Genomic DNA, 25,141 nt, shown 5'->3' on the forward strand with positions numbered 1-25,141 from the left:
CGAGATCCGGCCGGTTCCCCGAGCTGTCGCGGACAGCTTTGAGAACCGGCCGGTGACCACCGCATCAGCCCGGCGGCCGCGTTGCGGCCGTGCGCCGGGCCGACCTCGCGGTGGTCACCACCGGGCGACCATGGTTGCGGTTGGAGCTTTTTCTTCCGTACGACATCAAGGGGTCGAAGTGGGAGCCTCGGCAGCCGGGGTGACCATCGGAGAGTCGTCGCGCCGCCGGTAGCGCCGCACCAGATGGATGACCGCCCAGGCCGGAAGGCCGAAGGCGATGATCCACGGCAGTAGCGCGCCGAGGACCGTGAGCAGCACACCGAGTGATGCCACCAGCGCGTTCCAGCCGTTGGCGAGCCCACCCAGGAACCCGGCCGGCTCGTCGCCGTCGTCGTTCACGGTCGCGTTCGGGCCGAGCAGGATCACGGTGATCGTGGAGAGCGACGTGAGATCGCTGAGCCGGCGCTTCTTCGCCTCCAGCGAGGCCAGATCGGACTCCCGGGTGGCCACCTCACGCTCCAGCATCACCAGGTCGTCCAGGGATTTCGCCTCGGCGAGGAGCCGCTTGCCACTCTCCACCCGGGCCTTCTGCACCTCGATCCGGGCGTCCAGATCGACGACCGCCTCGGTGACGTCCTCGGTGTTGATGCCGCGGTTCTCCTCGTCACCGAGGCCTGCGAGCTGGTCGACCACGGCGGAGAACTTGTCGGCCGGGATGCGCAGCTTGATCGTCGCCGTGGACGACCCGTCGCCGCTGTGCCGCTCGTCGCCGCCGACGAATCCGCCGGCGCCCGCCGCGATCCCGGTGACCTTGGCGGCGTCGTCGTTGACGTTCTTCACCCGGACCGTGATCGATCCGGTATAGATGATCGACCGCTGGTCGACCCGCAGGTCCGGAGCCTGCGCGGTGGTGTCCTTGGCCTGGTTCGGTGCGGCCCCGCCGCCGGCCTGTTCCGCGGCCTGGTCGGCCATCGGCCCGCCGGCCTCGGCCTTCCCCGCGGCCGGCTGGACCGCGGCGCCCTCGCTCGTATCCGATCCGTCGGCGCTACAACCCGCGAGCAGTAGGCCCGCCAGCAACGCCGCGATGATTCCCCGTTTCCGCATGGCAGCTCCGATCTGAGTCTTCACTGACCGTGGGACGTGCGGCACACACATCCCGGTTCCGGCAGACTGCGGGGTGAGGGGTAACAAGTCAGCAGCGGAGGGGTCCCGTGCGCGTCACGAAGTTCACGCATTCCTGCCTACGCATCGAAGGCGCCGGGGTACTCGTCGTCGATCCGGGCGAATTCTCCGAGTCGTCTGCATTGGACGGTGCCGACGCGGTGCTCATCACCCACGAGCACTTCGATCACCTCGACGTCGCGGCGGTCACGGCGGCCGTCGAACGGCGGCCGGAGCTGCGGATCTTCGCGCACGAGGCGGTGCTGCCACTGCTCGACGGCGTCGCGGCGGCGACCACCGCGGTCACCGCCGGGCAGGAGTTCGAGGCGGCCGGTCACCGGGTCCGGGCCTTCGGCGGGAAACACGCGATCATCCATCCGTACGTGCCGGTCTTCGCCAACCTCGGGTTCGCCGTCGACGACGGGGCCGGGGTCCTCTACCACCCGGGTGACTCGTTCGTGGTGCCGGACATCGAGGTGGAGACGCTGTTCGTGCCGCTGAACGCACCGTGGGCGACGATCGCCGAGTCGCTGGAGTTCGTCCGCGCGGTCCGGCCGGGGCGCGCCTTCGCCCTGCACGACGGGCTGGTCAACGAGCGCGGGGCGGCCGTCTACGGCAAGCACCTGGAGAGCTTCTCCGAGACGAAGTTCCGGCAGGTGGCGCCGGGCACCCAGCTGGACTGACGTGCTCGCCATCGACGTCGTGGTCCGGCGGCTCTACGAGGCGCCACCGGACGGGTTCGTGGCGGCCCGCGCGGCCGCGATCGAGGACGCCCGGAAATCCGGCGACCGGGACGCCGCCAAACGGCTCGCCGCGCTGAAGAAACCGACCGTGGCGGCCTGGGTGGTCAACCTGGTGGCACTGCGCCGGCCGGAACTCATCGAGGAACTGGTCGACCTGTCCACCGCGCTGCGTGCCGCCCAGCGGGAGTTGCGCGGTGACGAGCTGCGGGAGCTGTCGACCCAGCGGCGCGTGTTCGTGTCGTCGCTGGTCGCGGCGGCCCGCCGGCTGGCCGTCGAGGAATCCGGGACGGCGGCCGGGAAACTGCCGCTCGGTGATGTCGAGGCGACGTTCACGGCGGCGCTGGCCGATCCGGAGATCGCCGTACAGGTGCGGTCGGGGCGGTTGATCCGGGCGGTCAGTTATGCCGGGTTCGGTGAGGTGCCGCGACCTCGATTGCGCCTGGTCACCGACGCCGACGCCGACGCCGATGTCGACGCCGATGTCGACGCCGACGCCGACGCCGATGTCGATGCCGTCGAGGCCGCGGAGGCGCCCTCGGAGTCGGCGGGTGAGCGGGCCGCCGCCGAACAGCGGCGCCGTGCGGACGAACAGCGACGCCGGGAGAGTGAGCGGCGCCGACGGGATCTCGAACGCGAGCTCAACACCGCGCGGGCCGACGAGCGACGGGCCGACGGGCGGCTGGAACGGGCCGAGGACGCCGAACGCGAGGCCGGCCACCTGGTCGAGGACCTCGACGCCGAGCTCGCCGAGCTGGAACGACGGCGTACCGAGGCGGTCGCCGACGTGGCCCGCCGCAAACTGGCCCGCCGCTCCGCCGAACGTGAAGCCGCGGCCGCCCGCCGCCGGGTCGGAGACGTGCAGGCGGCCCTCGACGAGCTGAACGCGACATGAGTCGGTGGAGCGTTCTCTTCGGACGATCGATGGAGATTTTCTTTAGACGGTCAAGGGGAGCAGAATCGGGCAGGTGACCCCCGAACAGGCCGCCGCCCACGCTCGCACGGGACTCGCCGCGATCCTCCGGGCCTTCTCGGAATCTCCCCGGACCCTCCAGGGCGCTCGTCTGCTGGGGCTCTCCGGGTGGGCTTATCACGTGTCGGCCCGGGCCGGGGCGCTCGGTGAGGTGCGGTCCGAGACGGTGGCCGCGGTGCTGGCGTTCATCTCGCCGGAGGCGGTCACCGACGGCTGGGAGGCCGCGGTCAAGGCGTCGGCCCCGAGCGAGGTCGCCAAATGGCACCTGGGTGAGTTGTGCAAGTGGGGCGCCGACCAGCTCGGCGGCTTCCCCCGGCTGGCCCGGCTGATCGACCTGGCGGACCGGATCACCGACCACGTGGACACCGCCGGCCTGCCGCTGTACGCGGCGTGGCGGGCCATGCCGGCGCCGGACGGCACGCCCGGGGCGCGAGCCGCGATGCTGCTGCACCAGCTGCACGAGCACCGCCTCGGCGTGCACGTCCTCGCGGTCCGGGCCAGTGGCCTCACCCCGTTGGAGGCGATCATCGCCGGTCCCGAGGGGGAGACCGGCGCGGTGGCGCTCGGCTGGCAGGGCCCCTATCCGCCGGCCGGTCCGCTGATCCGCCGGCTGATGTGGTCCGAGGCGGTGGCCGACTCCCTGGCCGGGCAGGCCTACGCGGCCCTCGACCAGTCCGAGCGCATCGAGTTCACCGGGCTGCTGGAGTCCCTGGGGCACCGGCTGGCCCGCTGAGCCGGGTGGCCTCGGCCGGGCCGCCGGCACCGAGCCTCGGGAAGGCCGGTGACGGGCGGGCGACCCGGTCGCCGGTCAGGAGACGGTCGCGCAGGCGGGCGGCGCCGTCCGGCAGGAACGGCGTCAGTTCGGCGGCGACCAGCCGGCAGGCCGCGATCAGGGCGCCCAGCACGGTGTCGAGCCGGTCGGCGGCGGCCGGCTCCCACGGCCGCTCGGCCTCGACGAACCGGTTGCCCTCATCGACCACCGCCCAGAGCGCCTCGGTGGCGGCCCGGAAGTCGAAGTCGTGCAGTGCCCGGTCGACCAGCTCGGGCAGCCTGTCGCACGCGGCACCGAGAGCGCCCGTGGGCACGCTCTCCGGCACCCGTCCGGCCCGATGCTTCCAGGCCAGTGCCAGGGTGCGGTTGACCAGATTGCCGAGCCCGTTGGCCAGGTCGACGTCGGCCCGGCGGACCAGCCGGTCGACGGTGAAGTCGGTGTCGCCGACCCGGGCCGGTTCGCGGAGCAGCCACCAGCGCACGGCGTCGGTGCCGTACCGGGCGGCCAGCGCGAACGGGTCCACCGCGTTGCCGGCACTCTTGGACAGCTTCGCCCCGTCCGCCGAGAGGTAGTCGTGGACCAGGATCGAGGTGGGCAGCGGCAGCCCGGCCGAGAGCAGCAGGGCCGGCCAGTAGACGGCGTGGAACCGGACGATGCCCTTACCGATCACGTGCGTCCGCTCGCCCGGACCGGCCCACCACTGCCGGTAGGCGGGGTCGTCGCGGCCGTACCCGAGGGCCGTGACGTAGTTGGTGAGCGCGTCCCACCAGACGTAGACGACCTGGTCGGGATCACCCGGCACCGGGATGCCCCAGCCGCCGGCCCGGGCGGCCGGTCGGGACACGCTGAAGTCGGTGAGCCCGGCCCGGACGAAGGCGAGCACCTCGTTGCGCCGGGCGGCCGGCTCGATCCGCAGCCGACCGGACTCGAGGAGTTCCAGGATCCGGCCGGAGTAGCGGGAGAGCCGGAAGAACCAGTTCTCCTCGGCGACCGGCTCCGGCGCGGTCAGATGCTCGGGGCAGAGACCGCCGGCCAGCTCGGCGGGTGCCCAGAACTGCTCGCAGCCGGGACAGTAGAGGCCCTGATACGTACGCCGGTAGAAGTCGCCCGCGGCGGCGCACTCCCGCCACAGCCGGGCCACCCCGGTGGTGTGCCGAGGGTCGGCGCTGGTCCGGATGAAGTCGTCGAAGGAGAGCGACAGCGGCTCGCGTAGCGCGGCGAACCGGGCCGCGTTCGTGTCCACGAAGGCGCGCACCTCGACTCCCGCGAGACCGGCCGCGGTGACGTTCTTCAGGGCGTTGTCGTCGGTGCCGGTCAGGAAGCGCACCCGGCGCCCGCGGGATCGGGCGTGCCGGGCCAGCACGTCGGCCTGCACCAGCTCCAGTGCGTGCCCGAGGTGCGGGGCGGCGTTGACGTACGGAATGGCGGTGGTGACGTAGAAGTTGTTCATGATCGTCTCTTTCCGCCCGGTCCCGGACGGGGAAGACGACGAACCGCTGCCCCGACGGGACGGGGCCGGCTCGTGTGATGTGGTCAGCGCACGGCGAGGAGCCCCGGGAAGGGGCGCATCATCGACTCGTGGCGCGGCTGCATGCGGTCATGGTAGGCGCCCGCGGCGGGTCGCGAAACTCGGTTGGCAGGGGCGCGGGCGGCGTGGTCCGATGCCCGCATGACGGAACTTCCCCTGGGCTGGACCACCCGCCGGCCCACCTTCGACGACGTACCCGCGATCCTCGAACTGGTACACGCCAGCGACATCGCCGCGGTGGGGGAGCCCGACTACACCGCCGACGAGGTGCGCGAGGACCTCACCACGCCGAACACCGACATGGAGCGGGACTGCCTGCTCGCCCTGGACGACTCCGGCAAGATCGTCGGCTGGTCGTTCCCGGGCAACTCCACCGGCCGCGCCCGTGACATGGCCAACGTGTACTTCTGGCCCGGCAGCGGCCTGCCCGCTCTGAAACCGCTGCTCGAACAGCTGCTCGTCCGGATGACCGAGCGCGCCGCCGAGCTGGGGCATCGGGTGTACGAGGTCCGGGCCGGCGCGATCCCCGGCGAGACCGAGCTGATCGAGGCGCTGACCGACGCCGGATTCGTGTTCCTCAAGCAGTTCGCCCGGATGCAGATGTCGCTCGACGGGTTCTCGCCGGTCGCGCCCGAGCCGCCGGCCGGCATCACGGTCCGCCCGGTCCGGCACGACGACGAGGCCGAGATGCGAGCCTTCCACGCGGTCATCGAGGACGCCTTCGTCGACTCCGACCACCTGGCGATCCCGTTCGACGGCTGGCTCGACCAGGTCACCAAGCCGGGTGTGCCGTTCGACGAGTGGTTCGTCGCCGAGGCGGACGGCCGGATCGTCGGCGCCCTCCAGTCCAGCGACGGTGGGGAGGACACCGACGAGGGCTGGGTGAAGCACCTGGCGACGCTCCGGGCGTACCGCAAGCGGGGGATCGGTGAGGCCCTGCTGCGCCGCGCCTTCGCGACCTACGCCGCGAACGGACGGCCGAAGGCCGGCCTCGGTGTCGACCTGGCCAACCCGACCGATGCCGCGAGCCTGTACTTCAAGGTCGGCATGGACGCGCTGTACCGGGCCAACATCTACCGCACCACGGTCGAGGCCGCCCAGATCGAGGCCGCCCAGACCGAGGCCGCCCAGACCGAGGCCGTCTAGGGCTCCGGCGACGCCGTTCCGGTGGGCCGGCCGCGCAGATCGGCGACGTAGTCGTCGGGCGCGCCGGCCTTCTCGGCGGCGTTCGCGATCTCCGACAGGTACCACGCGGTCGGCAGGCCGCCCTCGTAGCCGGCGAAGACGTAGACCCATGCCGGTACGTCACCGTCGAGCGTCGATACACGCACGGTTACCTTCTGGTAGGCACCAGCCGTCACCCCCTCGACCTCGTCGAGCTGTGACGCGTCCCACGGGTGGACGTCGTAGAGCGAGACGAAGACCCGGTCGCCGGGTGACTCGACGATCGTGGTTACCGCCCCCTCCCAGCCAATTTCTCCCTCACCGGCGAAGGTCAGGCGCCAGCCCTCCACCCACCCCACGCCGACCATCGGCGAGTGTGGGCAGTAGGCCAGCATGCGGGCCGGATCCATGTTCGAGCCATACGCGGCGTAGTGACGCACGGCGACGACGATAGTCGTAGCAAGCGGTGGTGAGAATATGAGGAGTGCGTGTCGGCACACCTAATGGTTTTTGGAGGTCGGTTTGTCGTGAGTCGGATCGTGATCATCGGTGGCGGACCGGGCGGATATGAGGCGGCTCTGGTCGCGGCACAGCTCGGGGCGGACGTCACGCTCGTCGAGTCGGAGGGGCCGGGCGGAGCATGTGTTCTCACCGACTGCGTGCCGTCCAAGACCTTCATCGCGAGTTCCGAGGTGATGACCGGTTATCGCCACGAGGAGCGGTTCGGGATCCGGTCCTCCGGCCTGGCCGGGGTCAGCGTCGACGCGAAAGCGGTCAACGACCGGGTCAAGAAACTCGCCCTCGCCCAGTCCGGTGACATCCAGACGAAGCTGGTCAAGGCCGGGGTGGACGTGGTCCACGGCCGGGCCCGGCTCGGTGAGGACCGGCTCGGACACACCCACCAGGTGCTGATCACCCCGCACGGCGGGGAGACCTATGCGGTCGAGGCGGGCACCGTGCTGCTGGCCACCGGCGCCACCCCGAGGGTGCTGCCGACGGCCCGGCCGGACGGGGACCGGATCCTCGACTGGCGCCAGGTGTGGGACCTCGAGGAGCTGCCCGACCACCTCGTGGTGATCGGTTCCGGGGTGACCGGTGCCGAGTTCGCCAGCGCCTACCTGGCGATGGGTGTGAAGGTGACGCTCATCTCCAGCCGTGAGCGGGTCATGCCGCACGAGGACGCCGACGCCGCGATGGCGATCGAGCGGGTCTTCCGGGAGCGGGGCATGACGATCCTCAGCCAGTCCCGGGGCGACGCGGTGGAGAACACCGGCGACGGGGTCCGGGTCACGCTCTCCGACGGCCGCGTCGTCGAGGGCTCGCACGTGCTGATGGCGGTCGGTGCCATTCCCAACACGTCCGATCTGGGCCTGCGGGAGTACGGGGTGGACGTCTCCGACGGCGGCTACGTGACCGTGGACCGGGTGTCGCGTACCAACGTCCCCGGAATCTATGCGGCCGGTGACTGCACCGGGGTCCTGCCGCTCGCCTCGGTCGCGGCCATGCAGGGCCGGATCGCCATCTGGCACGCGATGGGCGAGGCGGTCGCCCCGCTGCGGCTGCGGACCGTGTCGGCGAACGTCTTCACCGACCCGGAGCTGGCCACCGTCGGGGTCTCGCAGAACGAGGTCGACTCGGGTCGTTTCCCGGCGCGCCAGGTGATGCTGCCGCTGACCGGCAACGCGCGGGCCAAGATGTCCGGGCTCCAGGACGGGTTCGTGAAACTGTTCTGCCGTCCGGCGACCGGCCAGATCGTCGGCGGGGTGGTGGTGTCACCGAAGGCGAGTGAGCTGATCCTGCCGATCACCATGGCGATCGAGAACAATCTGACGGTCGATCAGCTGGCGCACACCATCACGATCTACCCGTCGCTCTCCGGGTCTATCGCGGAGGCGGCCCGTCAGCTGATGCTGCACGAGATCCAATAGCCTCCCGGCGGCCGCCGAAGAGGGCCAACGCCCAGCCGGCCGTGCCGAACACCACGGCGGCCACGGCGGCCAGGGCGAACAGCCGCCAGGCGGACTGGGTGATCGCGGTGCCCCCGAGGTGCCCGACCAGTCCGCCGTAGGCGGCCCAGGTCAGCGCGGCCGCCCCGTCATACCCGACGAAACTGCGGATCGGGTAGCCGGTGCGGCCCGCGTTGAATCCGGAGGCCATCCGGCCGCCCGGCACGAACCGGCAGAGCAGCACCACGAGCGGGCCGGGCCGGCGCAGACCGCGGGTGAACCGCTCGGCCGCCCGGCGGGTCCGGGACTCGGTCATCTCGTTGCGTGGTGTGAAACGTGCCACCAGCGAGCTGAGCCGGGACCCGGTCGAGCGGCCCAGCACGAAGGCGATGCCGTCGCCGGCGAACATGCCGAGCGCACCGACCGCTATCACCAGGGCCAGGTCGAGATTGCCGTACACCGTGAGAGCCCCGGATGTGATCATGATGGCCTGGGTGGGCACCACCGGGACCAGCGCGTCGACCGCCAGAAACGCGAACAGCGCGAGGTAGGCCCACGCCGGCGTCGCCAACAGCGTCAGCAGTTCGGTCATCGTTGCGGCCACCTCGCGGCTTTCGGGACTCCCGGCATTCTGCTTCAGAGCGGCTGAGAAAGCGCTGTGTTCACTGCAGCACGCTACGTCCCGGCACCTGCGTACGCTCCCGGTTTACCTGCGTCGCGGGTGCCCGGCGTACGGTTGAGTCGCTCGCGTCGCAGCGTCGGCGCGCAGCCGCGGGCCGTCGGTAGGTCCCGTATCGGCGGCCCGCCCCTGATCACCGTGGGGGCGGCCGGCGCGGGGGACTGAACTCGGACGGCGGAAACGCTCGCGGCTCGAGATCGAATATCTCTAGTTGATCTCGCAGATCACGGTGCCGGCCGTCACCGTGGCGCCCGCCTCCACCGACAGGCCCGCCACCGTGCCCGCCTTCGACGCCTGCAACGGCTGCTCCATCTTCATCGCCTCGATCACCACGATCGTGTCGCCCTCGGCCACCTCGTCACCGTTCTGCACGGCGACCTTCACGATCGTGCCCTGCATCGGGGCGGTCAGGGCGCCGGTGGCCACCTTGGCCTGCGCCTTACCCTGCGCGCGAGACGGAGACCGCCTGGCCGCGGGGCCGGTAGCCGTACCATTGCCGAGGTTTTTGGGAAGACGCACCTCGATGCGTCGCCCGCCCACCTCGACCACGACGGTCTCGCGTTCCTCCTTCTCGCCGTCCGGCGCCGTCGGCGCCGCGAACGGCGGCACCTCGTTGACCCATTCGGTCTCGATCCAGCGGGTGTGCACGCTGAAGGGCTCGCTGGTGAACGCCTCGTCGCGGATCACCGCCCGGTGGAACGGCAGGACCGTGGCGATGCCCTCGATCACCGTCTCGTCCAGCACCCGCCGGGAGCGTTCGAGTGCCTCGGCCCGCGTCGAACCGGTCACGATGATCTTCGCGAGCATCGAGTCGAAGTTGCCGCCGATCACGTCCTTCTCGGTGACACCCGAATCGACCCGCACCCCCGGCCCGGACGGCCACTCCAACCGGCTCACCATGCCCGGAGCCGGCAGGAAGCCACGCCCGGCGTCCTCACCGTTGATCCGGAACTCGATGGCGTGCCCGCGCGGCGCCGGATCCTCGGTGAACCGCAGTCTCTCACCGGCGGCGATCCGGAACTGCTCCCGCACCAGATCGATGCCCGTGGTCTCCTCGCTGACCGGGTGCTCGACCTGCAGACGCGTGTTGACCTCCAGGAACGAGATCGTCCCGTCCTGACCGACCAGGTATTCGACAGTCCCGGCGCCGTGGTAACCGGCCTCGCGGCAGATCGCCTTCGCGCTCTCGTGGATCTTCGTCCGCTGCTCGTCGGAGAGGAACGGAGCGGGCGCCTCCTCGACCAGCTTCTGATGGCGGCGCTGCAACGAACAGTCCCGGGTGCCGACCACCACGACCGTCCCGTGCGTATCCGCCAGGACCTGCGCCTCCACATGCCGGGGCCGATCCAGGTAGCGCTCCACGAAACACTCGCCACGCCCGAACGCGGCCACCGCCTCCCGGGTCGCGCTCTCGAACAGCGCCGGGATCTCCTCGATCGTGCGCGCCACCTTCAGCCCCCGGCCGCCACCACCGAACGCCGCCTTGATCGCCACCGGCAGCCCGTGCTCCTCGGCGAACGCGACGATCTCGGCCGCGTCCGCGACCGGCTCGGCGGTGCCCGGCACCAGCGGCGCGCCGGCCCGCTGCGCGATGTGCCGCGCGGTGACCTTGTCGCCCAGGTCCCGGATCGCCTGCGGCGTCGGCCCGATCCAGGTCAACTTCGCATCGAGTACGGCCTGCGCGAACTCGGCGTTCTCGGACAGGAAGCCGTAGCCCGGATGCACGGCGTCGGCCTGGCTCCGCTTCGCGACGTCCAGCAGCTTGTCGATGCGGAGATACGTGTCGGCGGCGGTCTCACCGTCCAGCGCGTAGGCCTCGTCGGCCAGGCGCGCGTGCAGCGCGTCCCGGTCACTGTCGGCATAGACGGCGACGCTCGTGAGGCCGGCGTCCTTGCAGGCCCGGATGACCCGGAGGGCGATCTCGCCACGGTTGGCGATCAGTATCTTCCGCACGGCTATGAGCCTAACGGTTACTCAGGTCGTTCCGGACCGATGAATCCGCCCGATTCCGGATCGTTCCCCGGCGGTGCCTCGAAGCCCGGTAAGTTAATCCTAATTCACCGATTTTGGCCGCTCGGTGGGGTGCAGCATCTCACTCTCTGGATCGTCTTTGCCGGCGGTTCCGGGTTCGTGCTGCCGTCAAGGGCTGCCTCGGTCCGGTGTTCGCTGCCGCGCCGCCCTGCCCCGCCGCCCCGCCCCTGCCGCGCCGCTCCGCCCTGCCGCGCCGCTCCGCCCTGCCGCGCCGCTCCGCCCTGCCGCCCCGCGCCGCCCTGCCCCTGCCGCGCCGCTGCGCCGCCCCGCGCCGCTGCGCCGCCCCGCGCCGCTGCGCCGCCCCGCGCCGCTGCGCCGCCCCGCGCCGCTGCGCCGCCCCGCGCCGCCGCGCCACCTGGCCGTCCCGGCGCTGGCCTCGGCGGACGAGGTGTCATTCACGGAGGCGGACGTAGCAGTTTCGAAGGGCGGCGCCGAATGCTCAGCGGCGCCAGAGGGAGGTGATCGGAACGTTCATGTCGGCGAGAAGACGCCGCAGCAGCGGCAGTGAGAGACCGATCACATTGCCCGGGTCGCCTTCGATCCGCTCGACGAAGGCGCCCCCACGCCCATCGAGCGTGAACGCTCCCGCCACCTGAAGCGGCTCACCCGACGCCACATAGGCCTCGATCTCCGCGTCGGTGACATCAGCGAAATGCACGGTCGTAGTACCGACCGCCTCGGCCTGAAGCCCGCTGACCAGGCCGGTCAGGTGATGCCCGGTGTGCAGCACTCCGGACTTCCCGCGCATGGCGGTCCACCGTTTGATCGCCTCGTCGGCGCTGTCCGGCTTCCCGAACACTTCCCCTTCGAACGCCAGCACCGAATCACACCCCAGCACCAGCGCAGCCGGATCCGCGGGCAGGTTGGCGGCGACGGTACGAGCCTTCATCCGAGCAAGGGCAAGACTGGTCGTATAGGCGTCATCAGCATCGACGACACTCTCGTCCACGCCACTGACGATCACCTCAGCGTCGATCCCGGCCCCGGTGAGCAGCGCCCGCCGAGCAGGGCTGGCCGAGGCAAGAATCAGGCGATACACGATGTCGGTCTGCACGACAATCGAGCCTACAAGCCCCACCGATATAAAACCGTGAGCAACCGGCGTGTTTCAGCCACGTTCTCCACCAAACCGCCAGCTCGCCGGCTTGAGTTCGCCGCTTTGAGTTCGCCGCTTTGAGTTCGCCGCCCCGCGGCTCCGCCCAAAGCCGCCAGCCGTCATGGGAGATTCCCGCCGGAAGATGCTGGGGAGAGTCTGCACTCAGACCCGCGATGTTGGGAGGAGGCCGGTCACGTCAGGAGGAGACCCGCCGCCGCCGTCGGACCAGAAGCACAAGAACCGTTCCCAAGGCGACAACTGCGGCCCCGATCCCCGCGAAGAGCGGCAGATTGCCACCAGCGGGTTCCGGAGCAGCCACCGCCGGCGAGGCGCTCGCTCCCGAAGGCGCCACACTCCCAGCCGAAGAAACAGCAGAAGGCGAAGCCGCCCCACCGCTACCCGACGGATTGAGAGGAGGCACATCAGCAGTCAGAGCCTTGACGACGTTGAGAACCCCATACCCACACTGGTCATCCCGCCCAGGCGGCCCGTTGTCATCAGCAGTAGCAGTAAGCCGATGAATAACCTCAGCCGCAGAAAGCCCCGGAAACTTAGCCCGAACGAGAGCAGCCGCCCCCGAAACAATCGCCGCCGCCTCGGAAGTGCCATCGGCCTTCTCGTATTTATTGCCGATTCCGGTTGTTGCTATATCAACTCCGGGAGCGCACAGCCCAACTTCCGGGCCGGTTATTGAGAAATCGGCATGCACGCCTTGTCTATTAGAGGCGCCAACGGCAAGGACGCCTGGTAAGGCGGCCGGATATCCTAGCTTTAGATTCTCCCAGGTATTTCCTGTTCCAGCTACGACAATAGCGTCGGCAACGATCGCCTTTTCGACCGCATCGTTGATAGCTCGGGAAGCTCCGGCTGAGACCGAAACGTTGATAACATCAGCCTTTGCTGTTGCGGCCCACTCGATGCCGTCGGCAAGGCCCTTGCCGTTATCGCGTGCCCCAATGGCTTTTATGGGAATCAGGGACGCGCTGGGAGCTAATCCCAATATGCCGTCGGTATTGCCGTGTCCATGTGCAGCTATGACGCCAGCCATGCGGGTGCCGTGGCCATCCTTATCGATCTGGCCCTTGCCGTCCCCGCCTGAGACGGTGTCGGTTCCTCGTCTGAGGCTTCCAGTTAGGTCGCGATGGGGGAATACCCCGCTATCGACTAAGGCAACCGTCACTCCGGCTCCTTTAGTGCTCTGGTGGACTTGGGTAACCTTAAGCGCTTGCAAATGCCATTGCTGTTCTCGTACCGTGTCGGCATAAGCGGGCGAGATTAAGGCGATGGAAGCCGCGATCGTAGCTGCTCCGAGTGTCGCTGCTATTGCTTCAGGCCTCACCTAGCGTCCACCAATGGTGGGGCCTGGATTGATTCGTTGCTCTTCGGAAGGAAGTAGGACTGGATCGATTCCTTCTATTGTCTGCCAGGGATTGTCCGGGTCCCAGTGTTGCGGGTTCCGGTCTTCGCTGGCCCGGGAGTGGCCTTTGCGCCCTCCTGCAACAGTGCCGTCCTGTCCAATCAGGCCGCCAATTGGATTAATTCGTTGCGTGCTGCGGGCCGATGATCCTGCCGGTGAAGTTCGGCCGCCAGTTTGAGAGCCGCCGATCAATCCGTTTGGCGATCCTCCGATCATTCCTCCAGGGGGAAGTGATGTTCCTCGCGCTCCGGTATTGGGCGGCATCGTGCCGATCGGCGCGATGTTCGTTGTCGGGGGGCGAAGTGGAGCTGAGGAGGGGGATCCTGGTGTGAATGTCAAGGGGTTGAGTGCATTGGAAGGCGGCGTCGTGGTTGGCGGAGGGTTTCCCGTGGTTGGCGGAATTAAAGTTGTCGGTGGAGGTTGAGTCTTTGTGCCGCCCAGGACAGGTCCCTCCGTGGAGGGTTTGGATGACCCTGGACCGCTGCCGTTGGGTGCTTCTGTTCCCCTATTATTTCCCGAATTGGGGACGGTGGGCTTCGATATCTTCGATGGATTCATAGGCCGTGGAGAAAAAGGCGGAATCATCGACGGCATGCTAGCTCCGCTGCCGCCCGAACCAATGGTGTCGGGGCTTCCGTCAATTCCGGACAGCAAGGAGTAGGGCATCGGGGCGATGAAGGTGGTCTGGGCGGCAGCGAGTTCGGCCGATAGGGACTGCATGGTGTTGCGGGCCTGCTGCTCGAGCTCGGCCTGCCGGCTGTAAGGCACCGGAGGCGTTGTGGGCAACGGATCCATGGTTGCCAGCGCGGTTTCCTGCTGGGCTTTCTCGAACTCCTGGAGCTTCAACTGGTTCTGCGCGTATTCCTTCTGGATGCGGTCGAGCGCCGTCTTGCTCTCGTCCACGGCGTCGATCGCGCTGATGAGCGCGCGCTTGTTGATGTTGGCCGCGAGCCGGGTCTCTTCGAGGCTGGTGATGAGTTGCTCAAGGCGTTCCAGGTAGGCGTATGAGGCCTTGCTCCTCTCGGGAGGCCATGCGTCGGCCAGTCGGTCTCGGTAGGACCGCACCTGACGCAAATGGTTCTCGAGGAGGATGGCCGATCTCTCCCACGCGCCGCCCATCTCTCGATGTGGGCCGCTGTTGTGGTCCTTGAGTAGTCCCCAGATGGCCTCGACCGACATGCCGGCCCAACTGGTGCCGCTGATTCCGCCGTAAGGATCCTCGGCCATCATTCGCCCCCGGGAATGATCTCGGTCTGGGTTTCCGTGCTGTTCGGGAACGGCGCCCCGGTCTCGCCGGTCTTCTCGAACTGGGCGGTCACGTCGGAGACCTTGGCGCGGGCGAAGGCGTCCGCACCGCGGTACTGCTCGCTGATGCCGCTCGCGGCGCTCGCGAACTTGTAGGTGCCGTCGGTGTAACCGGCCACGTTCATCTGAGTGGCGATCTGTACCTGATCGTGCGCGTACAGGAACAGGTGCAGCTCGTAGAAATTCGTTTCGGGGAGCTGCTTGATCATGGTGTCGCTCACCGCGTCCGCGTAGGGGGCGTAGTGCTGCTCGATGTCGAACTTCAACTGCGCCGCGAACTGCTCCATGGCGTTGATGTCCGCCTCGATGGCGCCGAAATCGGTGTATTCGACATTGCCCAACCACCCGGGCGAGTCTCTGTACTCGGACAAGTGGCGTCCTTCCATCGATCGGCGGCGAATGACTCTGAGAGGTTAGCGAATCTGCGCCAGTGCTACCGCCCCCTGTGGATGACGCCTCAGTGGGGGAGGGCTGCCGTCTGCCAGCTTCGTGGGGTGGCTGCCGGGCGGGCCGAGCGGAGCCAATCTGAGGGGGCTTGGGGTGCCGTGGGGTAATTGACCGAAGTGGATCGAGATGTCAGGATGGCGGCCAACGCTGCCACCTCATGATCGTCTAGGCTTCCTCGTACGACGCTGACCAGCGGTTCCGCATTCATCAACCGAGCGTACGACCTGGGGCCGGAGATCCGGTGACACGTGTCCCACACTCGGCTGATCAATTCGCGGCCGCTCGACAGAACCAGGTATTTTCTGCGTGATGTCTTCTTCTCCCCCACTCGTTGTCGCTGATCGTTACCGGCTCGTCGCGCCGCTCGGTCAGGGCGGGATGGGACGTGTCTGGCGAGCGACCGATGTCGTCCTGCACCGAGAAGTGGCGATCAAGGAGCTCGTGCCGCCTCCGGGGCTGACCCCGGGCGAGCGGCAGGAGATGCGCGAGCGCTCCCTTCGCGAGGCCCGTGCCATCGCCCGGCTCAACAACATCAACGTGGTGCGTGTCTTCGACGTGCTCAGCACGGACGCCGACCCGTGGATCGTGATGGAGTATGTGGCCTCACGTTCCCTCCAGGACACTCTGGCGCAGGACGGGCCGTTCAACGCGCTGCGCACCGCGGAGATCGGCCTCGGCGTGCTGAACGCTCTGCGGGCCGCGCACCGTAACGGTGTCGTGCACCGTGACGTCAAGCCGGGCAACGTCCTGCTCGGGGCCGACGGTCGGGTGGTGCTCACCGACTTCGGTCTGGCCACGGTCCCCGGTGATCCGAATGTGACACGGACCGGTCTGGTGCTCGGTTCGCCGGCCTACATCGCTCCGGAGCGCGCCCGGGACGGCACGGCTGGTCCGGCCGCCGACCTGTGGTCGCTCGGCGCCACTCTCTACGCCGCGGTCGAGGGTGCCTCGCCGTTCGCCCGTCCGTCGGCGATCGCCACGCTGGCCGCGCTGGCCACCGAGAACGTGCCGGTGGCCCGCAACGCGGGGCCGCTGAAACCGGTGCTGAACGGTCTGTTGCGCAAGGACCCGGCGCACCGGATCAACGCGGAGGAGGCGGAGCGGCTGCTGTCGCGGGCCGCCGGTCGCCGCGGCAAGATCACTTTCCCGATGAGCCCGACGATGCGCCGGCCCGGCGCCGGTCGGGAGCGTCCGTCGCTGCCGAGTGGCCCGGGCGGCCCGCCGGTGCTGCCCGGCTCGGGGTGGGCGACCGCGACGGGTTCGGCCCCGGTCGTACCCAATCCTCGCCCTCCGGTCGCTCAGCCGCCCGGCGCCGACGGGCGTCCGATGCCTTTCGCCTCCGGAAAAGCCCAGGTCGGCGGCCAGCCGCCGGAGGCGCCGCGACGCGGCGCCAAACCCCTCGACCCGACGCGAGTCGATACGCCTCCGGTTCGCGACGATTTCCAACCCCTTTCTGGTACGGGCCACGCGCCCCCACCCGGAGCGGGCACCTCCACGCGTTCGGGTGGCGACCAGAAGCCACGCCCGGATGCGGGGCGGACACCCCGTCCCGCCGCGGGTCAGGCTCCGGTGTCGGGTGCCGGTCAGGCCCCCGTGTCGAGCGCTGGTCAGGCCCCCGTGTCGGGCGCCGGTCAGGCCTCCGTGCCGGGTGCCGGGAAAGCGTCGCCCCAGGTGTCGGGTGCCGGAGCGGCGTCCGGTTCCACGGACGCGCCGTCGGCCGTCGGTAGCAACGCGCCCACCAACGCGTTGCGTACCGGTTTCACCGCCGCCGACGTGGCCGCCAACCGTCGCAAGCAGGCCGCGCCCGAGCACGAGCGTTCCCTCGCTCAGGCGACCTCGGGCTTCCCCGTGGTGACCCCACGTAACGGCAAGCCCGCCGACAGTGACGACCAGGCGGAGAAGTCCGACGAACCGGCCACTGTCGACGAGGCCGCCGAGGCGGTCACCCCGGCTCCCGAGCCGGTCGACACGCCCGAGCCGGCCGAGGCCGAAGCGGAATCCACCGACCCGGAGCCGGCGGCCGCCGAGGAGAAGGCGGAGCCTGCGGCCGACCCGGAGCCGGAGGCCGTCGAAAAGACGGAGCCGGAGCCCGAGGAGACGGTCGCCGAGGAGACGGCCGCCGAGGACAAGACCTCCGTGGTCGCCGCGGTCGAGGAGGAGAAGACCTCCCTGCTGCTCCCGGCCGCACGCCCACGTCCGTCCGACGACGACAAGACGTCGGTGGTCAGCGTGCCGCCGCGCCGCCGCATCGTCACCGCCGCGGAACCCGCCACCCAGGTGGTCGGCGATCTGGGGTCGGATCCCGGGTTCTCCCGCCCGAACCGTCCGGCGTGGACGCCCATGCAGATGCGGCCGGTCGTTCGCCGTACCACCGGGATAACCATCCTCGGCACGACGCTGACCCGCCGCCAGGCCGCGATCGGCTTGGGCATCGTTCTGACGTTCCTGCTGCTCGTCGGCATCATCGTGGTGCAGGCGTTCGGTAACGACGACCCGGACGACAAGGATCCGACGAAGGCGCAGGTCAACCCGACGACGCAGGTGCAGCCGGGTGGCGGCAAGTCGGAGGGCCCGAAGCAGAGCAGCGGGACGTCACCGAGTCCGGCGAAATCGAGTCCGGCGCCGTCGTCGGCGAGTCCCGAGATCCCGGCCGGCTGGCGTATGTATCAGGGCGACGGCTGGCGTTTCCCGGTGCCGAACAGCGTGTCGTACCGTGGTGGCAGCACCGGGACGACCCTCGACTGGGGCAACGGCCGGCAGATTCGCGTCGACATCGTGCCCGGCAAGAACGACCCGGTCGACTACTTGAAGAGCGACCGGAACACCGGCTATGACAAAACCGGTCCGATCCTCCGTGACTTCAACGGCATCCAAGCCGCTGACCTCGAGTATTACCGCAACGCGAGTGGCGGCACCACGCAGCGGGTGGTGCGTCGGGTGTTCGTGGTCAAGAGCACGACCTACGTGCTGACGTGGTACACGGTGGCCGACGACTGGGAAGCGGCCAAGGGCGACCTGCAGAACATCTACGCGGGGTTCCAGGCGAAGTAGGTGCGTGAGATCCGTGATGTTGGGTAGTTATCCAGCATCACGGATGGAGGTGCATCATGAACTGCCGACGGCACGGCAGTAAGCCGACGATCGCTCTGTGGATGCTGGTGGCGGCGGCCGACGTCGCGATCGTGGCGTCCGCCGGTCTGCTCACGTTGATGCTGGTTCTGACGCTGCTCGCGGTCACCGTCGCCGGCGGGGTGTACGCCGCCCGGTCGCTGGGCCGCCGCAATCCGGAACCGGCCAAGGCCGTGGTCAGGCGACGCGCATAGCGGAATCGGCTACAGTCCCCGGCGTGTTGTCGATCGACGGTGTGACTGATCTCTGGGACCAGTTGTTGGGCGCGCAGCCCGACCCGCCCGGGATGCTGGTGCTGCTCACGGCGGTGGCCGGGTTCCTCGCGGTGGCGGTTCGACCGGTGTGGCGGGTGGCCCGTAACGCCGTCACGATCGCCCATGAGGGCGGTCATGCGCTGATCGCGCTGCTGACCGGCCGCAAGCTGAAGGGCATCCGCCTGGAATTCGACACGTCCGGCCTGACCCTGTCAGCCGGCCGCCCGACCGGTCTCGGCATGGTCCTCACCCTGCTCGGCGGCTATATCGCGCCGTCGCTGGTCGGTGTGCTGGGTGCCTGGCTGCTCGGCGGCAACCGGATCACGCTGCTGCTGTGGCTGGCCGTGGTGCTGCTGCTCCTCATGCTGATCAACATCAGGAACCTGTTCGGTGTGGTGTCGCTGCTGGTCACGGGCGCGATCGTGTTCGCCGTGTCCTGGTATGCGGAGCCGGAGACGCAGGCGGCCTTCGCGTACGCCGGGGTCTGGTTCCTGCTCTTCGGCGGTGTCCGCCCGGTCTTCGAGCTGCAGAGTCTGCGCAGTCGGGGCCGGATGCGCGATTCGGACGCCGACCAGTTGGCCCGGCTGACCCATCTGCCGGCGCTGTTCTGGGTCGGCGTCTTCCTCGTCGTGAACCTGATCGCCCTGGTCTCCGGCGCGTTCCTGCTGGCCGGTCAGTGGCTGCCCGAGGGCGGACTGAGCCTTTAGAGCGGGATGTTGCCGTGCTTCTTGGGCGGCAGCGTCTCGCGTTTGGTGCGGAGCATCCGCAGCGCGCGGGTCACTTGGGCGCGGGTCTGTGACGGCTGGATGACCGCGTCCACGTAACCGCGTTCGGCCGCGATGTACGGGTTCGCGAGCGTGTCCTCGTACTCCTGGATGAGCTCGGTGCGGCGCTGCGCGGGGTCCTCGGCGGCGGCGAGCTCGCCCCGGTAGAGGATGTTGACCGCACCCTGCGCACCCATCACCGCGATCTGCGCGGTCGGCCAGGCGAAGTTCACGTCGGCCCCGATGTGCTTGGACCCCATCACGTCGTAGGCCCCGCCGTACGCCTTGCGGGTGATGACGGTGACCTTGGGTACGGTCGCCTCCGCGTACGCGTAGATGAGTTTCGCCCCGCGCCTGATGATGCCGTCCCATTCCTGGCCGGTGCCAGGTAGGAAGCCGGGTACGTCCACGAAGGTCAGCACCGGGATGTTGAACGCGTCACAGGTGCGCACGAATCGGGCGGCCTTCTCCGAGGCGGCGATGTCGAGCGTCCCGGCCAGGCTCATCGGCTGGTTGGCCACGACGCCGACCGGTCGGCCCTCGACCCGGCCGAAGCCGACCACGATGTTCTGCGCGTAGAGCGGCTGGACCTCGAGGAACTCGTCGACGACGGTCTCCACGACCTTCTTGATGTCGTACGGCTGGTTCGGCGAATCCGGGATCAGGGTGTCGAGTTCCAGGTCCGCCTCGAGTGAAGCGGCCGAGTCGAACACGACCGGCTCGTCCAGGTTGTTGCTCGGCAGGTAGGAGAGCAGCGCGCGAACGTACTCGATCGCGTCCTCCTCGTCGCTGGCCAGGTAGTGCGCGTTGCCGCTGCGGGTGTTGTGGGTACGCGCCCCGCCCAGCTCCTCCATCCCGACCTCTTCACCGGTGACCGTCTTGATCACGTCCGGCCCGGTGATGAACATGTGCGACGTCTGGTCGACCATGACGGTGAAGTCGGTGATCGCGGGGGAGTAGACGGCACCGCCCGCGCACGGCCCCATGATCAGCGAGATCTGCGGGATGACGCCGCTGGCCCGGACGTTGCGGAAGAAGATGTCGGCGTAGAGGCCGAGCGCGACCACACCCTCCTGGATGCGCGCGCCGCCGGAGTCGTTGATCCCGATGATCGGGCAGCCGATCTTCATGGCCAGGTCGAGCACCTTGACGATCTTCTCGCCGAACACCTCGCCGAGGGAGCCGCCGAAGACCGTGAAGTCCTGGGAGAAGACGCACACCTGGCGCCCGTCGATGGTGCCGTGTCCGGTGACGACGCCGTCGCCGTATGGCCGGTTCTTCTCCAGTCCGAAGGCGGTGGACCGGTGCCGGGCCAGTTCGTCGAGCTCGACGAAGGAGTCTTTGTCGAGCAGCAGCTCGATGCGTTCGCGTGCCGTCTTCTTGCCGCGGGCGTGCTGTTTCTCGATGGCGCGGGCCGATCCGGCGTGCACGGCCTCGTCGGTGCGGCGGGCGAGTTCGGCGAGCTTGCCGGCGGTGGTGTGGATGTCGGGCTCTGTCGTCACGAAGGTCTCCACCCTCTGAGCGATCGTTAAGGCAACGATCAGCATCGTAACCGGGAGGCGTCGCACACGGAGGGCGTCGCTACGCGTGCGTTTCATACCCAATGCCCCATTCGTTACTACCGGCGTGACGAACTGGATGACCGCGGCCGGGCTCGCCTTCATCGCAGGCGGCCTCGCCACACTGATCAGCTTCCGCACCGTGATCTTCGGTGGCGGCGCTCGTCGGGCGAACCGTGCCGGCTCATCCCCTCGCCGCCGGCGCCCGGAATCCGTGGCGAGGTCCCGACCCGGACCGCGAACCACGGTGGACGCCGGCGCCGACGAGGGTGATGAGTCCCGGCCCGAGCGCCGGCGACGGCTGGCGGCCGCCTTCAGCGGCCGCCCGGCGGAGGGCCGGGTCGAGGGCGAGGTGAGCCCCAGCGGGCTGGCCTCGATCGGGCTGGCCGACGAAGACGAGGACGAGCCGCCGTACGACGACGACGAGCGCCTCGGCTACGAGAACGGCTATCCCGGCGACGACTCGTGGCCGCCCCGGAGGCGCCGCCGCGAACCGGAGCCGGACGGCCCGGCCTGGGCGCGGCGCGACATCGAGAACCCGGGTGGCTACGCCGGCCGCTACACCGACCTGGACCTGGACGTGGACCGCGGGCAGCCGGGCGACTACTGGACTCCGCTGCCGGACGAGCTCTTCAACTCGCCGGAGATCGCCGCGTTGCCCCCGGTGCCCGACTACGAACCGGCGACCGGGTTCGACCCGCCCGCGGTGCCACCGATCGGGCCGATGCCGGAGTGGCCGCCACGGTCACCGACGTGGAACCAGCGAGACCGGCAGGATGACGACGACGCCGAGAGCCGGCCCAGCCCGCGTCCCCGGCCCTACGTGAGCAGGCACAGCGCCGGTCCACACTAAGCTTCCGGGATGGCCTACACCGAGCTCGACCGCCCGCCGTTGTCCGCCCGGGCACTCAATCGTGCTCTGGTCGTACCCGGTGGATTGTGGTCGAGGATCGAGGTGCGGGAGGAGACCGGCTCGACGAACGCCGACGCCGCGGCGGCCGCCGCGGCCGGTGAGCCGGAAGGTCTCGTGGTGGTGGCCGAGAGTCAGGTCGCCGGCCGCGGCCGCCGCGACCGGCAGTGGGTGTCGCCGCCGCGGGCCGGTCTCACCGCGAGCGTGCTGCTGCGCCCGGGTCCCGGGGTGCCCGCGTCGGCGTTCGGCTGGCTGCCGCTGCTCGCCGGCGTGGCGCTGGTCGAGGCGGTGGCCCGGGTGGCCGAGGTGGACGCCGCCCTGAAGTGGCCCAACGACCTGCTGGTCGACGACCGTAAATGCGCCGGGATCCTGGCCGAGGTGTCCGGCGACGCCGTGGTGATCGGGATCGGCCTGAACGTCAGCACCAGGATCGACGAGCTGCCGGAGACCACCGGTGTCCCGGCCACCTCACTGCTGGTGGCCGGCGCCGACAAACCGGACCGCAGCCCACTGCTGCGGGCGCTGCTACGCGGCATCGGCCGGTGGTACGAGGGATGGCGCGAGGCCGGCGGTGACGCCGAGATGTGCGGGCTGCTCGCCGCCTACCAGCGACACTGCGCCACGATCGGCCGTCGGGTGCGGGTGCTGCTGCCCGGTGGCGATGAGCGGACCGGTGAGGCTCTGGCCGTGGATCGGGACGGCCAATTGGTGATCCGTATGGAGGAAGGCGCGGAATTCCGTGTCTCAGCGGGGGATGTGTTGCACGTACGCTGACGGCGTGGCGTTCCCGGAGGATGTTCTGGCGGACGAGGAGGAGATCGTCCTCCACCTGCGTCCGCACTGGAAGGCAGTGGTGCTGCCGACCATCGTGCTGCTGCTGGCCGTGGCCGGTCTGATCATGGGTGTGGTGCTGCTGCCGTCGACCGACGGCGGCCGGATCGGCCTGCTGCTGGTCGCGGCGATCATGGCCTACTACGGCGGTCGGTACGGGTTGTACCCGCTGCTCGACTGGCGCTGCACCGAGTTCGTGCTGACCGGCGAGCGCCTGCTGACCCAGCGGGGCATCGTCGACCGGGAGCGGCGTGACCTGCCGCTCAACCGGATCAACGACCACTCGATGACCCAGTCACTGCTGGACCGTCTCTTCGGCAGCGGCACGCTCACCATCGACTCGATCGGGGATCAGCGGGCCGTGCTGGCCGGGGTCCCCGCCGCGCCGCTGGTGCAGACCACCCTCTATGAGCTGATCGAGCTGGCGCCGGCGGCCGAGCCGGACGAGGAGGAAGAGGAAGAGCAGCCTCAGCGCGGGTCGAGCTCGGGCCGCAGATCGAGGTGAGCCACGCTGCCCGGCTCGTCGATCGCGCTCAGCTCGGCGAACCCGGCGGTCGCGTCCATGTCGGTGATGGCGCCCTCGTGGCCGTCGACCGGCGGCTTCAGGAAGACGAACGTCCGGTACGCCCAGAAGCGGAAGATCGTGGCGATGCCGATGCCGAGCGTCGTCATGCCGAGCAGCAGGAACTTGTCGTCGTGCTCGGAGAGGCCGAACCCGTACTTGCCGAGGTAGGTCATGCCGGACTGGATGACCATGCCGACCAGGTTGAACCCGAAGAACAGCGTGTACTCCCGGCGCAGCGCGGTCCGCGTGTGGTGCCGGTAGGTCCAGTAACGGTTCGCCACGTACGCCAGGGTGGTGGTGATGACCGTGGCGAGGACACTCGCCTTCACCGGCCCGATCGGCATCGCCACCCAGTAGATCGCGAGATACAGCAGCGTGTTGCCGGCCCCGATGATGCCGAAGGCGATGGCTTCGGGGGCGAGCCGGCGGAGGCGTTCCGTCAGCGGACTGGCTGAGGGCATTGGGCAACCTTACGGGAACGGGGGCGGTTACGCCGAGTCACTGGGAAACTGACGCCGGGGCGGCAGTGACCCGGAAGACGAATCGGCGGTAGGACCAGAAGCGGAACATGGTACCGAGTACTGTCCCGACTCCGACGCCGGCGATGTTGTCGGCGAGCGGGCTCTGCAACTGCGGCCAGATCTGCCCGAGGCCGTAATGGCTGATCGCGAGGCATGCCAGAGCGATACCCAGGCCGATCAGATTCAGTACGAAGAAAGTCGTGTACTGCCGGGCCATGCTGGTGTGCTCACTGTCACGCCAGGTCCAGAACCGGTTGCCGAAGAACGCGATGGTGGTGGCCACCACGGTGGAGGCGGCCTTGGCGATCAACGGCTCCAGTCCGGCCCACAGCAGGACGTTGAAGAGCACGAAGTCGACGGTGAAGGCGATCCCGCCGACGATGCCGAATTTGCCCAACTCGCGGACGAGTCCCGTGATCCGGGAGCGCAGCGTGAACGCCTGGGGAAGTTTGGGGGGCACGGATCCGAGGGTACCGGGGCTGGTCACCCAGCGCCGTCCTCGTTGCCGGGTCTTAACCGGACGTCTCGACATGGTGACGCTGCCGATACGGAGCGTGACGGAATCCGTCGACTTCACGGATCTCGGCGAGCCTGTTGCGGCACTCCGAGCACCATCCGAGGTGGGTTCGCATGCGATGCGCGTCACGTGGGGCGAGTCTGCCCCGCACCTGGCCGCCGAGCCGCTCGCCGGCCCAGCGGCACTCCGGGTGGTCGGCCGCGGCCACGTGCTGCTGGAGATAGAGGCTGCGTAGACCCTCGCGGGCGCGATGGGCGAGGACGGCGACCGCGTTCGGGGTGAGGCCCATCCGGGGTGCCAGTTCGGCGGGGGTGCTGCCCTCGATCTCGGTCTGCCACAGCACGTCCCGCCAGCGCTCGGGTAGTTGCCGGAAGGCGGCCGCGGCGAAGGTGCGCTCCAGTCGGTCCAGGGCCGGGTCGCTGAACGGCTCGCCGGCGTCGTACCGGGTCAGGTCATCGGTGAACTCCAGTCGCCGGTCCAGCCGCACCCGTTGGTATCTGAGGTGCCGCATGGTGGTGTGCAGGTAGGCGCGGAACGCCACCAGGGGTCCCCGGCCGGCGCGCAGCGTGGCGAACACCTTGGTGAACGTTTCGGCCACCAGGTCGTCGACGTCGGCGGGATCGTGGACCAGTCCGAAGGCGAACTTGCGGGCTGCCACGTGGTGCCGCTCGTAGAGCGTGCCGTACGCGGCGGTGTCGCCGGCCCGGACCGCGGCCAACAGGCCGGTGTCCGAGTCCGCGTCGTCGCCCGGGATCGTCATTCCGCCTCCTGTGGCCGGAACTGCGAGGAAAGCCCGATTACGCGAAAGTCTAAGCCGATAAGTCCTTTTTGT

24 protein-coding genes and 1 pseudogene are annotated in these 25,141 nt (G+C 69.2%); 11 read left to right on the top strand and 14 right to left on the bottom strand.

The window, feature by feature from the left end:
- Nucleotides 1-165 precede the first annotated feature (165 nt).
- Complete coding sequence (locus Q0Z83_RS47275) at nucleotides 166-1,104, bottom strand: DUF4349 domain-containing protein (protein WP_317790126.1); 939 nt, start codon at nucleotides 1,102-1,104, stop codon at nucleotides 166-168.
- Nucleotides 1,105-1,211: 107 nt separating this feature from the next.
- Here Q0Z83_RS47275 and Q0Z83_RS47280 point away from each other — a divergent pair, with 107 nt between their 5' ends.
- The 3 genes from Q0Z83_RS47280 to Q0Z83_RS47290 all read left to right on the top strand — a co-directional run bounded on the left by Q0Z83_RS47280 (nucleotide 1,212) and on the right by Q0Z83_RS47290 (nucleotide 3,607).
- Nucleotides 1,212-1,844 (top strand): MBL fold metallo-hydrolase, encoded by a 633-nt coding sequence (locus tag Q0Z83_RS47280; RefSeq protein WP_317790128.1) that lies wholly within the window; start codon nucleotides 1,212-1,214, stop codon nucleotides 1,842-1,844.
- Nucleotide 1,845: 1 nt separating this feature from the next.
- Nucleotides 1,846-2,796, top strand: coding sequence for a hypothetical protein (locus Q0Z83_RS47285; protein WP_317790130.1), 951 nt, complete (start codon nucleotides 1,846-1,848; stop codon nucleotides 2,794-2,796).
- A 73-nt stretch (nucleotides 2,797-2,869) separates the two neighbouring features.
- Entirely contained in the window at nucleotides 2,870-3,607 is a 738-nt protein-coding gene (locus Q0Z83_RS47290; RefSeq protein WP_317790131.1) for an SCO6745 family protein, read from the top strand.
- Here Q0Z83_RS47290 and Q0Z83_RS47295 read toward each other — a convergent pair.
- A complete protein-coding gene (locus Q0Z83_RS47295; RefSeq protein WP_317790133.1) occupies nucleotides 3,564-5,096 on the bottom strand; it encodes a methionine--tRNA ligase in 1,533 nt (510 codons plus the stop codon). The genes Q0Z83_RS47290 and Q0Z83_RS47295 overlap by 44 nt on opposite strands.
- Before the next feature lie 219 nt (nucleotides 5,097-5,315).
- On the opposite strand from Q0Z83_RS47295, the gene Q0Z83_RS47300 reads away from it, so the two are divergent.
- Nucleotides 5,316-6,320, top strand: coding sequence for a GNAT family N-acetyltransferase (locus Q0Z83_RS47300; RefSeq protein WP_317790134.1), 1,005 nt, complete (start codon nucleotides 5,316-5,318; stop codon nucleotides 6,318-6,320).
- Here the strand turns inward: Q0Z83_RS47300 and Q0Z83_RS47305 are convergent.
- Nucleotides 6,317-6,778, bottom strand: coding sequence for a gamma-glutamylcyclotransferase (locus Q0Z83_RS47305; RefSeq protein ID WP_317790136.1), 462 nt, complete (start codon nucleotides 6,776-6,778; stop codon nucleotides 6,317-6,319). The genes Q0Z83_RS47300 and Q0Z83_RS47305 overlap by 4 nt on opposite strands.
- 87 nt (nucleotides 6,779-6,865) lie before the next feature.
- On the opposite strand from Q0Z83_RS47305, the gene Q0Z83_RS47310 reads away from it, so the two are divergent.
- Nucleotides 6,866-8,266, top strand: a complete 1,401-nt coding sequence (locus tag Q0Z83_RS47310) for an NAD(P)H-quinone dehydrogenase (protein ID WP_317790138.1) — start codon at nucleotides 6,866-6,868, stop codon at nucleotides 8,264-8,266.
- On the opposite strand, the gene Q0Z83_RS47315 is transcribed toward Q0Z83_RS47310, so the two are convergent.
- The 7 genes from Q0Z83_RS47315 to Q0Z83_RS47345 all read right to left on the bottom strand — a co-directional run bounded on the left by Q0Z83_RS47315 (nucleotide 8,220) and on the right by Q0Z83_RS47345 (nucleotide 15,467).
- A complete protein-coding gene (locus tag Q0Z83_RS47315) occupies nucleotides 8,220-8,876 on the bottom strand; it encodes a DedA family protein (RefSeq protein ID WP_317790139.1) in 657 nt (218 codons plus the stop codon). The genes Q0Z83_RS47310 and Q0Z83_RS47315 overlap by 47 nt on opposite strands.
- Nucleotides 8,877-9,170: 294 nt before the next feature.
- Complete coding sequence (locus Q0Z83_RS47320) at nucleotides 9,171-10,916, bottom strand: acetyl/propionyl/methylcrotonyl-CoA carboxylase subunit alpha (protein ID WP_317790140.1); 1,746 nt, start codon at nucleotides 10,914-10,916, stop codon at nucleotides 9,171-9,173.
- A gap of 517 nt (nucleotides 10,917-11,433) precedes the next feature.
- Nucleotides 11,434-12,048 (bottom strand): Maf family protein, encoded by a 615-nt coding sequence (locus tag Q0Z83_RS47325; protein WP_317790141.1) that lies wholly within the window; start codon nucleotides 12,046-12,048, stop codon nucleotides 11,434-11,436.
- 238 nt (nucleotides 12,049-12,286) lie between these two features.
- Entirely contained in the window at nucleotides 12,287-13,270 is a 984-nt protein-coding gene (locus tag Q0Z83_RS47330; protein ID WP_317790142.1) for a S8 family serine peptidase, read from the bottom strand.
- 159 nt (nucleotides 13,271-13,429) lie between these two features.
- A complete protein-coding gene (locus Q0Z83_RS47335; RefSeq protein WP_317790143.1) occupies nucleotides 13,430-14,734 on the bottom strand; it encodes a hypothetical protein in 1,305 nt (434 codons plus the stop codon).
- Entirely contained in the window at nucleotides 14,734-15,183 is a 450-nt protein-coding gene (locus Q0Z83_RS47340) for a hypothetical protein (protein ID WP_317790144.1), read from the bottom strand. Before Q0Z83_RS47340 ends, Q0Z83_RS47335 begins: the two co-directional genes overlap by 1 nt.
- A gap of 86 nt (nucleotides 15,184-15,269) precedes the next feature.
- Complete coding sequence (locus Q0Z83_RS47345; protein WP_317790145.1) at nucleotides 15,270-15,467, bottom strand: acyl-CoA carboxylase subunit epsilon; 198 nt, start codon at nucleotides 15,465-15,467, stop codon at nucleotides 15,270-15,272.
- A 101-nt stretch (nucleotides 15,468-15,568) separates the two neighbouring features.
- Between Q0Z83_RS47345 and Q0Z83_RS47350 the strand changes: the two are divergent.
- The 3 genes and pseudogenes from Q0Z83_RS47350 to Q0Z83_RS47360 all read left to right on the top strand — a co-directional run.
- Nucleotides 15,569-16,840: pseudogene (locus Q0Z83_RS47350) on the top strand (serine/threonine-protein kinase); the annotation flags it as partial.
- Between the two features lie 1,526 nt (nucleotides 16,841-18,366).
- Nucleotides 18,367-18,582 (top strand): hypothetical protein, encoded by a 216-nt coding sequence (locus tag Q0Z83_RS47355; RefSeq protein ID WP_317790146.1) that lies wholly within the window; start codon nucleotides 18,367-18,369, stop codon nucleotides 18,580-18,582.
- Nucleotides 18,583-18,605: 23 nt separating this feature from the next.
- A complete protein-coding gene (locus Q0Z83_RS47360) occupies nucleotides 18,606-19,349 on the top strand; it encodes a M50 family metallopeptidase (RefSeq protein WP_317790147.1) in 744 nt (247 codons plus the stop codon).
- On the opposite strand, the gene Q0Z83_RS47365 is transcribed toward Q0Z83_RS47360, so the two are convergent.
- Nucleotides 19,346-20,908, bottom strand: coding sequence for an acyl-CoA carboxylase subunit beta (locus Q0Z83_RS47365; protein WP_317790148.1), 1,563 nt, complete (start codon nucleotides 20,906-20,908; stop codon nucleotides 19,346-19,348). The two genes, Q0Z83_RS47360 and Q0Z83_RS47365, sit on opposite strands and share 4 nt — an antisense overlap.
- A gap of 124 nt (nucleotides 20,909-21,032) precedes the next feature.
- Between Q0Z83_RS47365 and Q0Z83_RS47370 the strand changes: the two genes are divergently transcribed.
- Genes Q0Z83_RS47370 through Q0Z83_RS47380 form a run of 3 tightly spaced genes read left to right on the top strand, consistent with a single transcriptional unit; the run spans nucleotide 21,033 to nucleotide 23,211 of the window.
- The gene (locus Q0Z83_RS47370; protein WP_317790149.1) at nucleotides 21,033-21,818 is read left to right on the top strand and encodes a hypothetical protein; all 786 of its coding nucleotides are present in this window, start codon (nucleotides 21,033-21,035) and stop codon (nucleotides 21,816-21,818) included.
- A gap of 9 nt (nucleotides 21,819-21,827) precedes the next feature.
- Nucleotides 21,828-22,649, top strand: a complete 822-nt coding sequence (locus tag Q0Z83_RS47375; protein WP_317790150.1) for a biotin--[acetyl-CoA-carboxylase] ligase — start codon at nucleotides 21,828-21,830, stop codon at nucleotides 22,647-22,649.
- A gap of 4 nt (nucleotides 22,650-22,653) precedes the next feature.
- The gene (locus tag Q0Z83_RS47380; RefSeq protein ID WP_317790151.1) at nucleotides 22,654-23,211 is read left to right on the top strand and encodes a PH domain-containing protein; all 558 of its coding nucleotides are present in this window, start codon (nucleotides 22,654-22,656) and stop codon (nucleotides 23,209-23,211) included.
- On the opposite strand, the gene Q0Z83_RS47385 is transcribed toward Q0Z83_RS47380, so the two are convergent.
- The 3 genes from Q0Z83_RS47385 to Q0Z83_RS47395 are packed head-to-tail and all read right to left on the bottom strand — an operon-like array spanning nucleotide 23,175 to nucleotide 25,069.
- Nucleotides 23,175-23,732, bottom strand: coding sequence for a GtrA family protein (locus Q0Z83_RS47385; RefSeq protein WP_317790152.1), 558 nt, complete (start codon nucleotides 23,730-23,732; stop codon nucleotides 23,175-23,177). The two genes, Q0Z83_RS47380 and Q0Z83_RS47385, sit on opposite strands and share 37 nt — an antisense overlap.
- A 37-nt stretch (nucleotides 23,733-23,769) precedes the next feature.
- A complete protein-coding gene (locus Q0Z83_RS47390) occupies nucleotides 23,770-24,324 on the bottom strand; it encodes a GtrA family protein (RefSeq protein ID WP_378079240.1) in 555 nt (184 codons plus the stop codon).
- On the bottom strand, nucleotides 24,305-25,069 hold the full coding sequence (locus Q0Z83_RS47395) for a sigma-70 family RNA polymerase sigma factor (RefSeq protein ID WP_317790154.1): 765 nt from the start codon (nucleotides 25,067-25,069) through the stop codon (nucleotides 24,305-24,307). Before Q0Z83_RS47395 ends, Q0Z83_RS47390 begins: the two co-directional genes overlap by 20 nt.
- Nucleotides 25,070-25,141 lie beyond the last annotated feature (72 nt).

Source organism: Actinoplanes sichuanensis, assembly GCF_033097365.1.
Taxonomy (GTDB): domain Bacteria; phylum Actinomycetota; class Actinomycetes; order Mycobacteriales; family Micromonosporaceae; genus Actinoplanes; species Actinoplanes sichuanensis.

Coding starts and splice junctions, on each gene's coding strand:
- Q0Z83_RS47335 (WP_317790143.1), bottom strand. CDS start 14,734: ATGGCCGAGGATCCTTACGGCGGAATCAGCGGCACCAGTTGGGCCGGC.
- Q0Z83_RS47355 (WP_317790146.1), top strand. CDS start 18,367: ATGAACTGCCGACGGCACGGCAGTAAGCCGACGATCGCTCTGTGGATG.
- Q0Z83_RS47395 (WP_317790154.1), bottom strand. CDS start 25,069: ATGACGATCCCGGGCGACGACGCGGACTCGGACACCGGCCTGTTGGCC.
- Q0Z83_RS47375 (WP_317790150.1), top strand. CDS start 21,828: ATGGCCTACACCGAGCTCGACCGCCCGCCGTTGTCCGCCCGGGCACTC.
- Q0Z83_RS47275 (WP_317790126.1), bottom strand. CDS start 1,104: ATGCGGAAACGGGGAATCATCGCGGCGTTGCTGGCGGGCCTACTGCTC.
- Q0Z83_RS47300 (WP_317790134.1), top strand. CDS start 5,316: ATGACGGAACTTCCCCTGGGCTGGACCACCCGCCGGCCCACCTTCGAC.
- Q0Z83_RS47315 (WP_317790139.1), bottom strand. CDS start 8,876: ATGACCGAACTGCTGACGCTGTTGGCGACGCCGGCGTGGGCCTACCTC.
- Q0Z83_RS47385 (WP_317790152.1), bottom strand. CDS start 23,732: ATGCCCTCAGCCAGTCCGCTGACGGAACGCCTCCGCCGGCTCGCCCCC.
- Q0Z83_RS47295 (WP_317790133.1), bottom strand. CDS start 5,096: ATGAACAACTTCTACGTCACCACCGCCATTCCGTACGTCAACGCCGCC.
- Q0Z83_RS47345 (WP_317790145.1), bottom strand. CDS start 15,467: ATGAATGCGGAACCGCTGGTCAGCGTCGTACGAGGAAGCCTAGACGAT.
- Q0Z83_RS47390 (WP_378079240.1), bottom strand. CDS start 24,324: ATGTCGAGACGTCCGGTTAAGACCCGGCAACGAGGACGGCGCTGGGTG.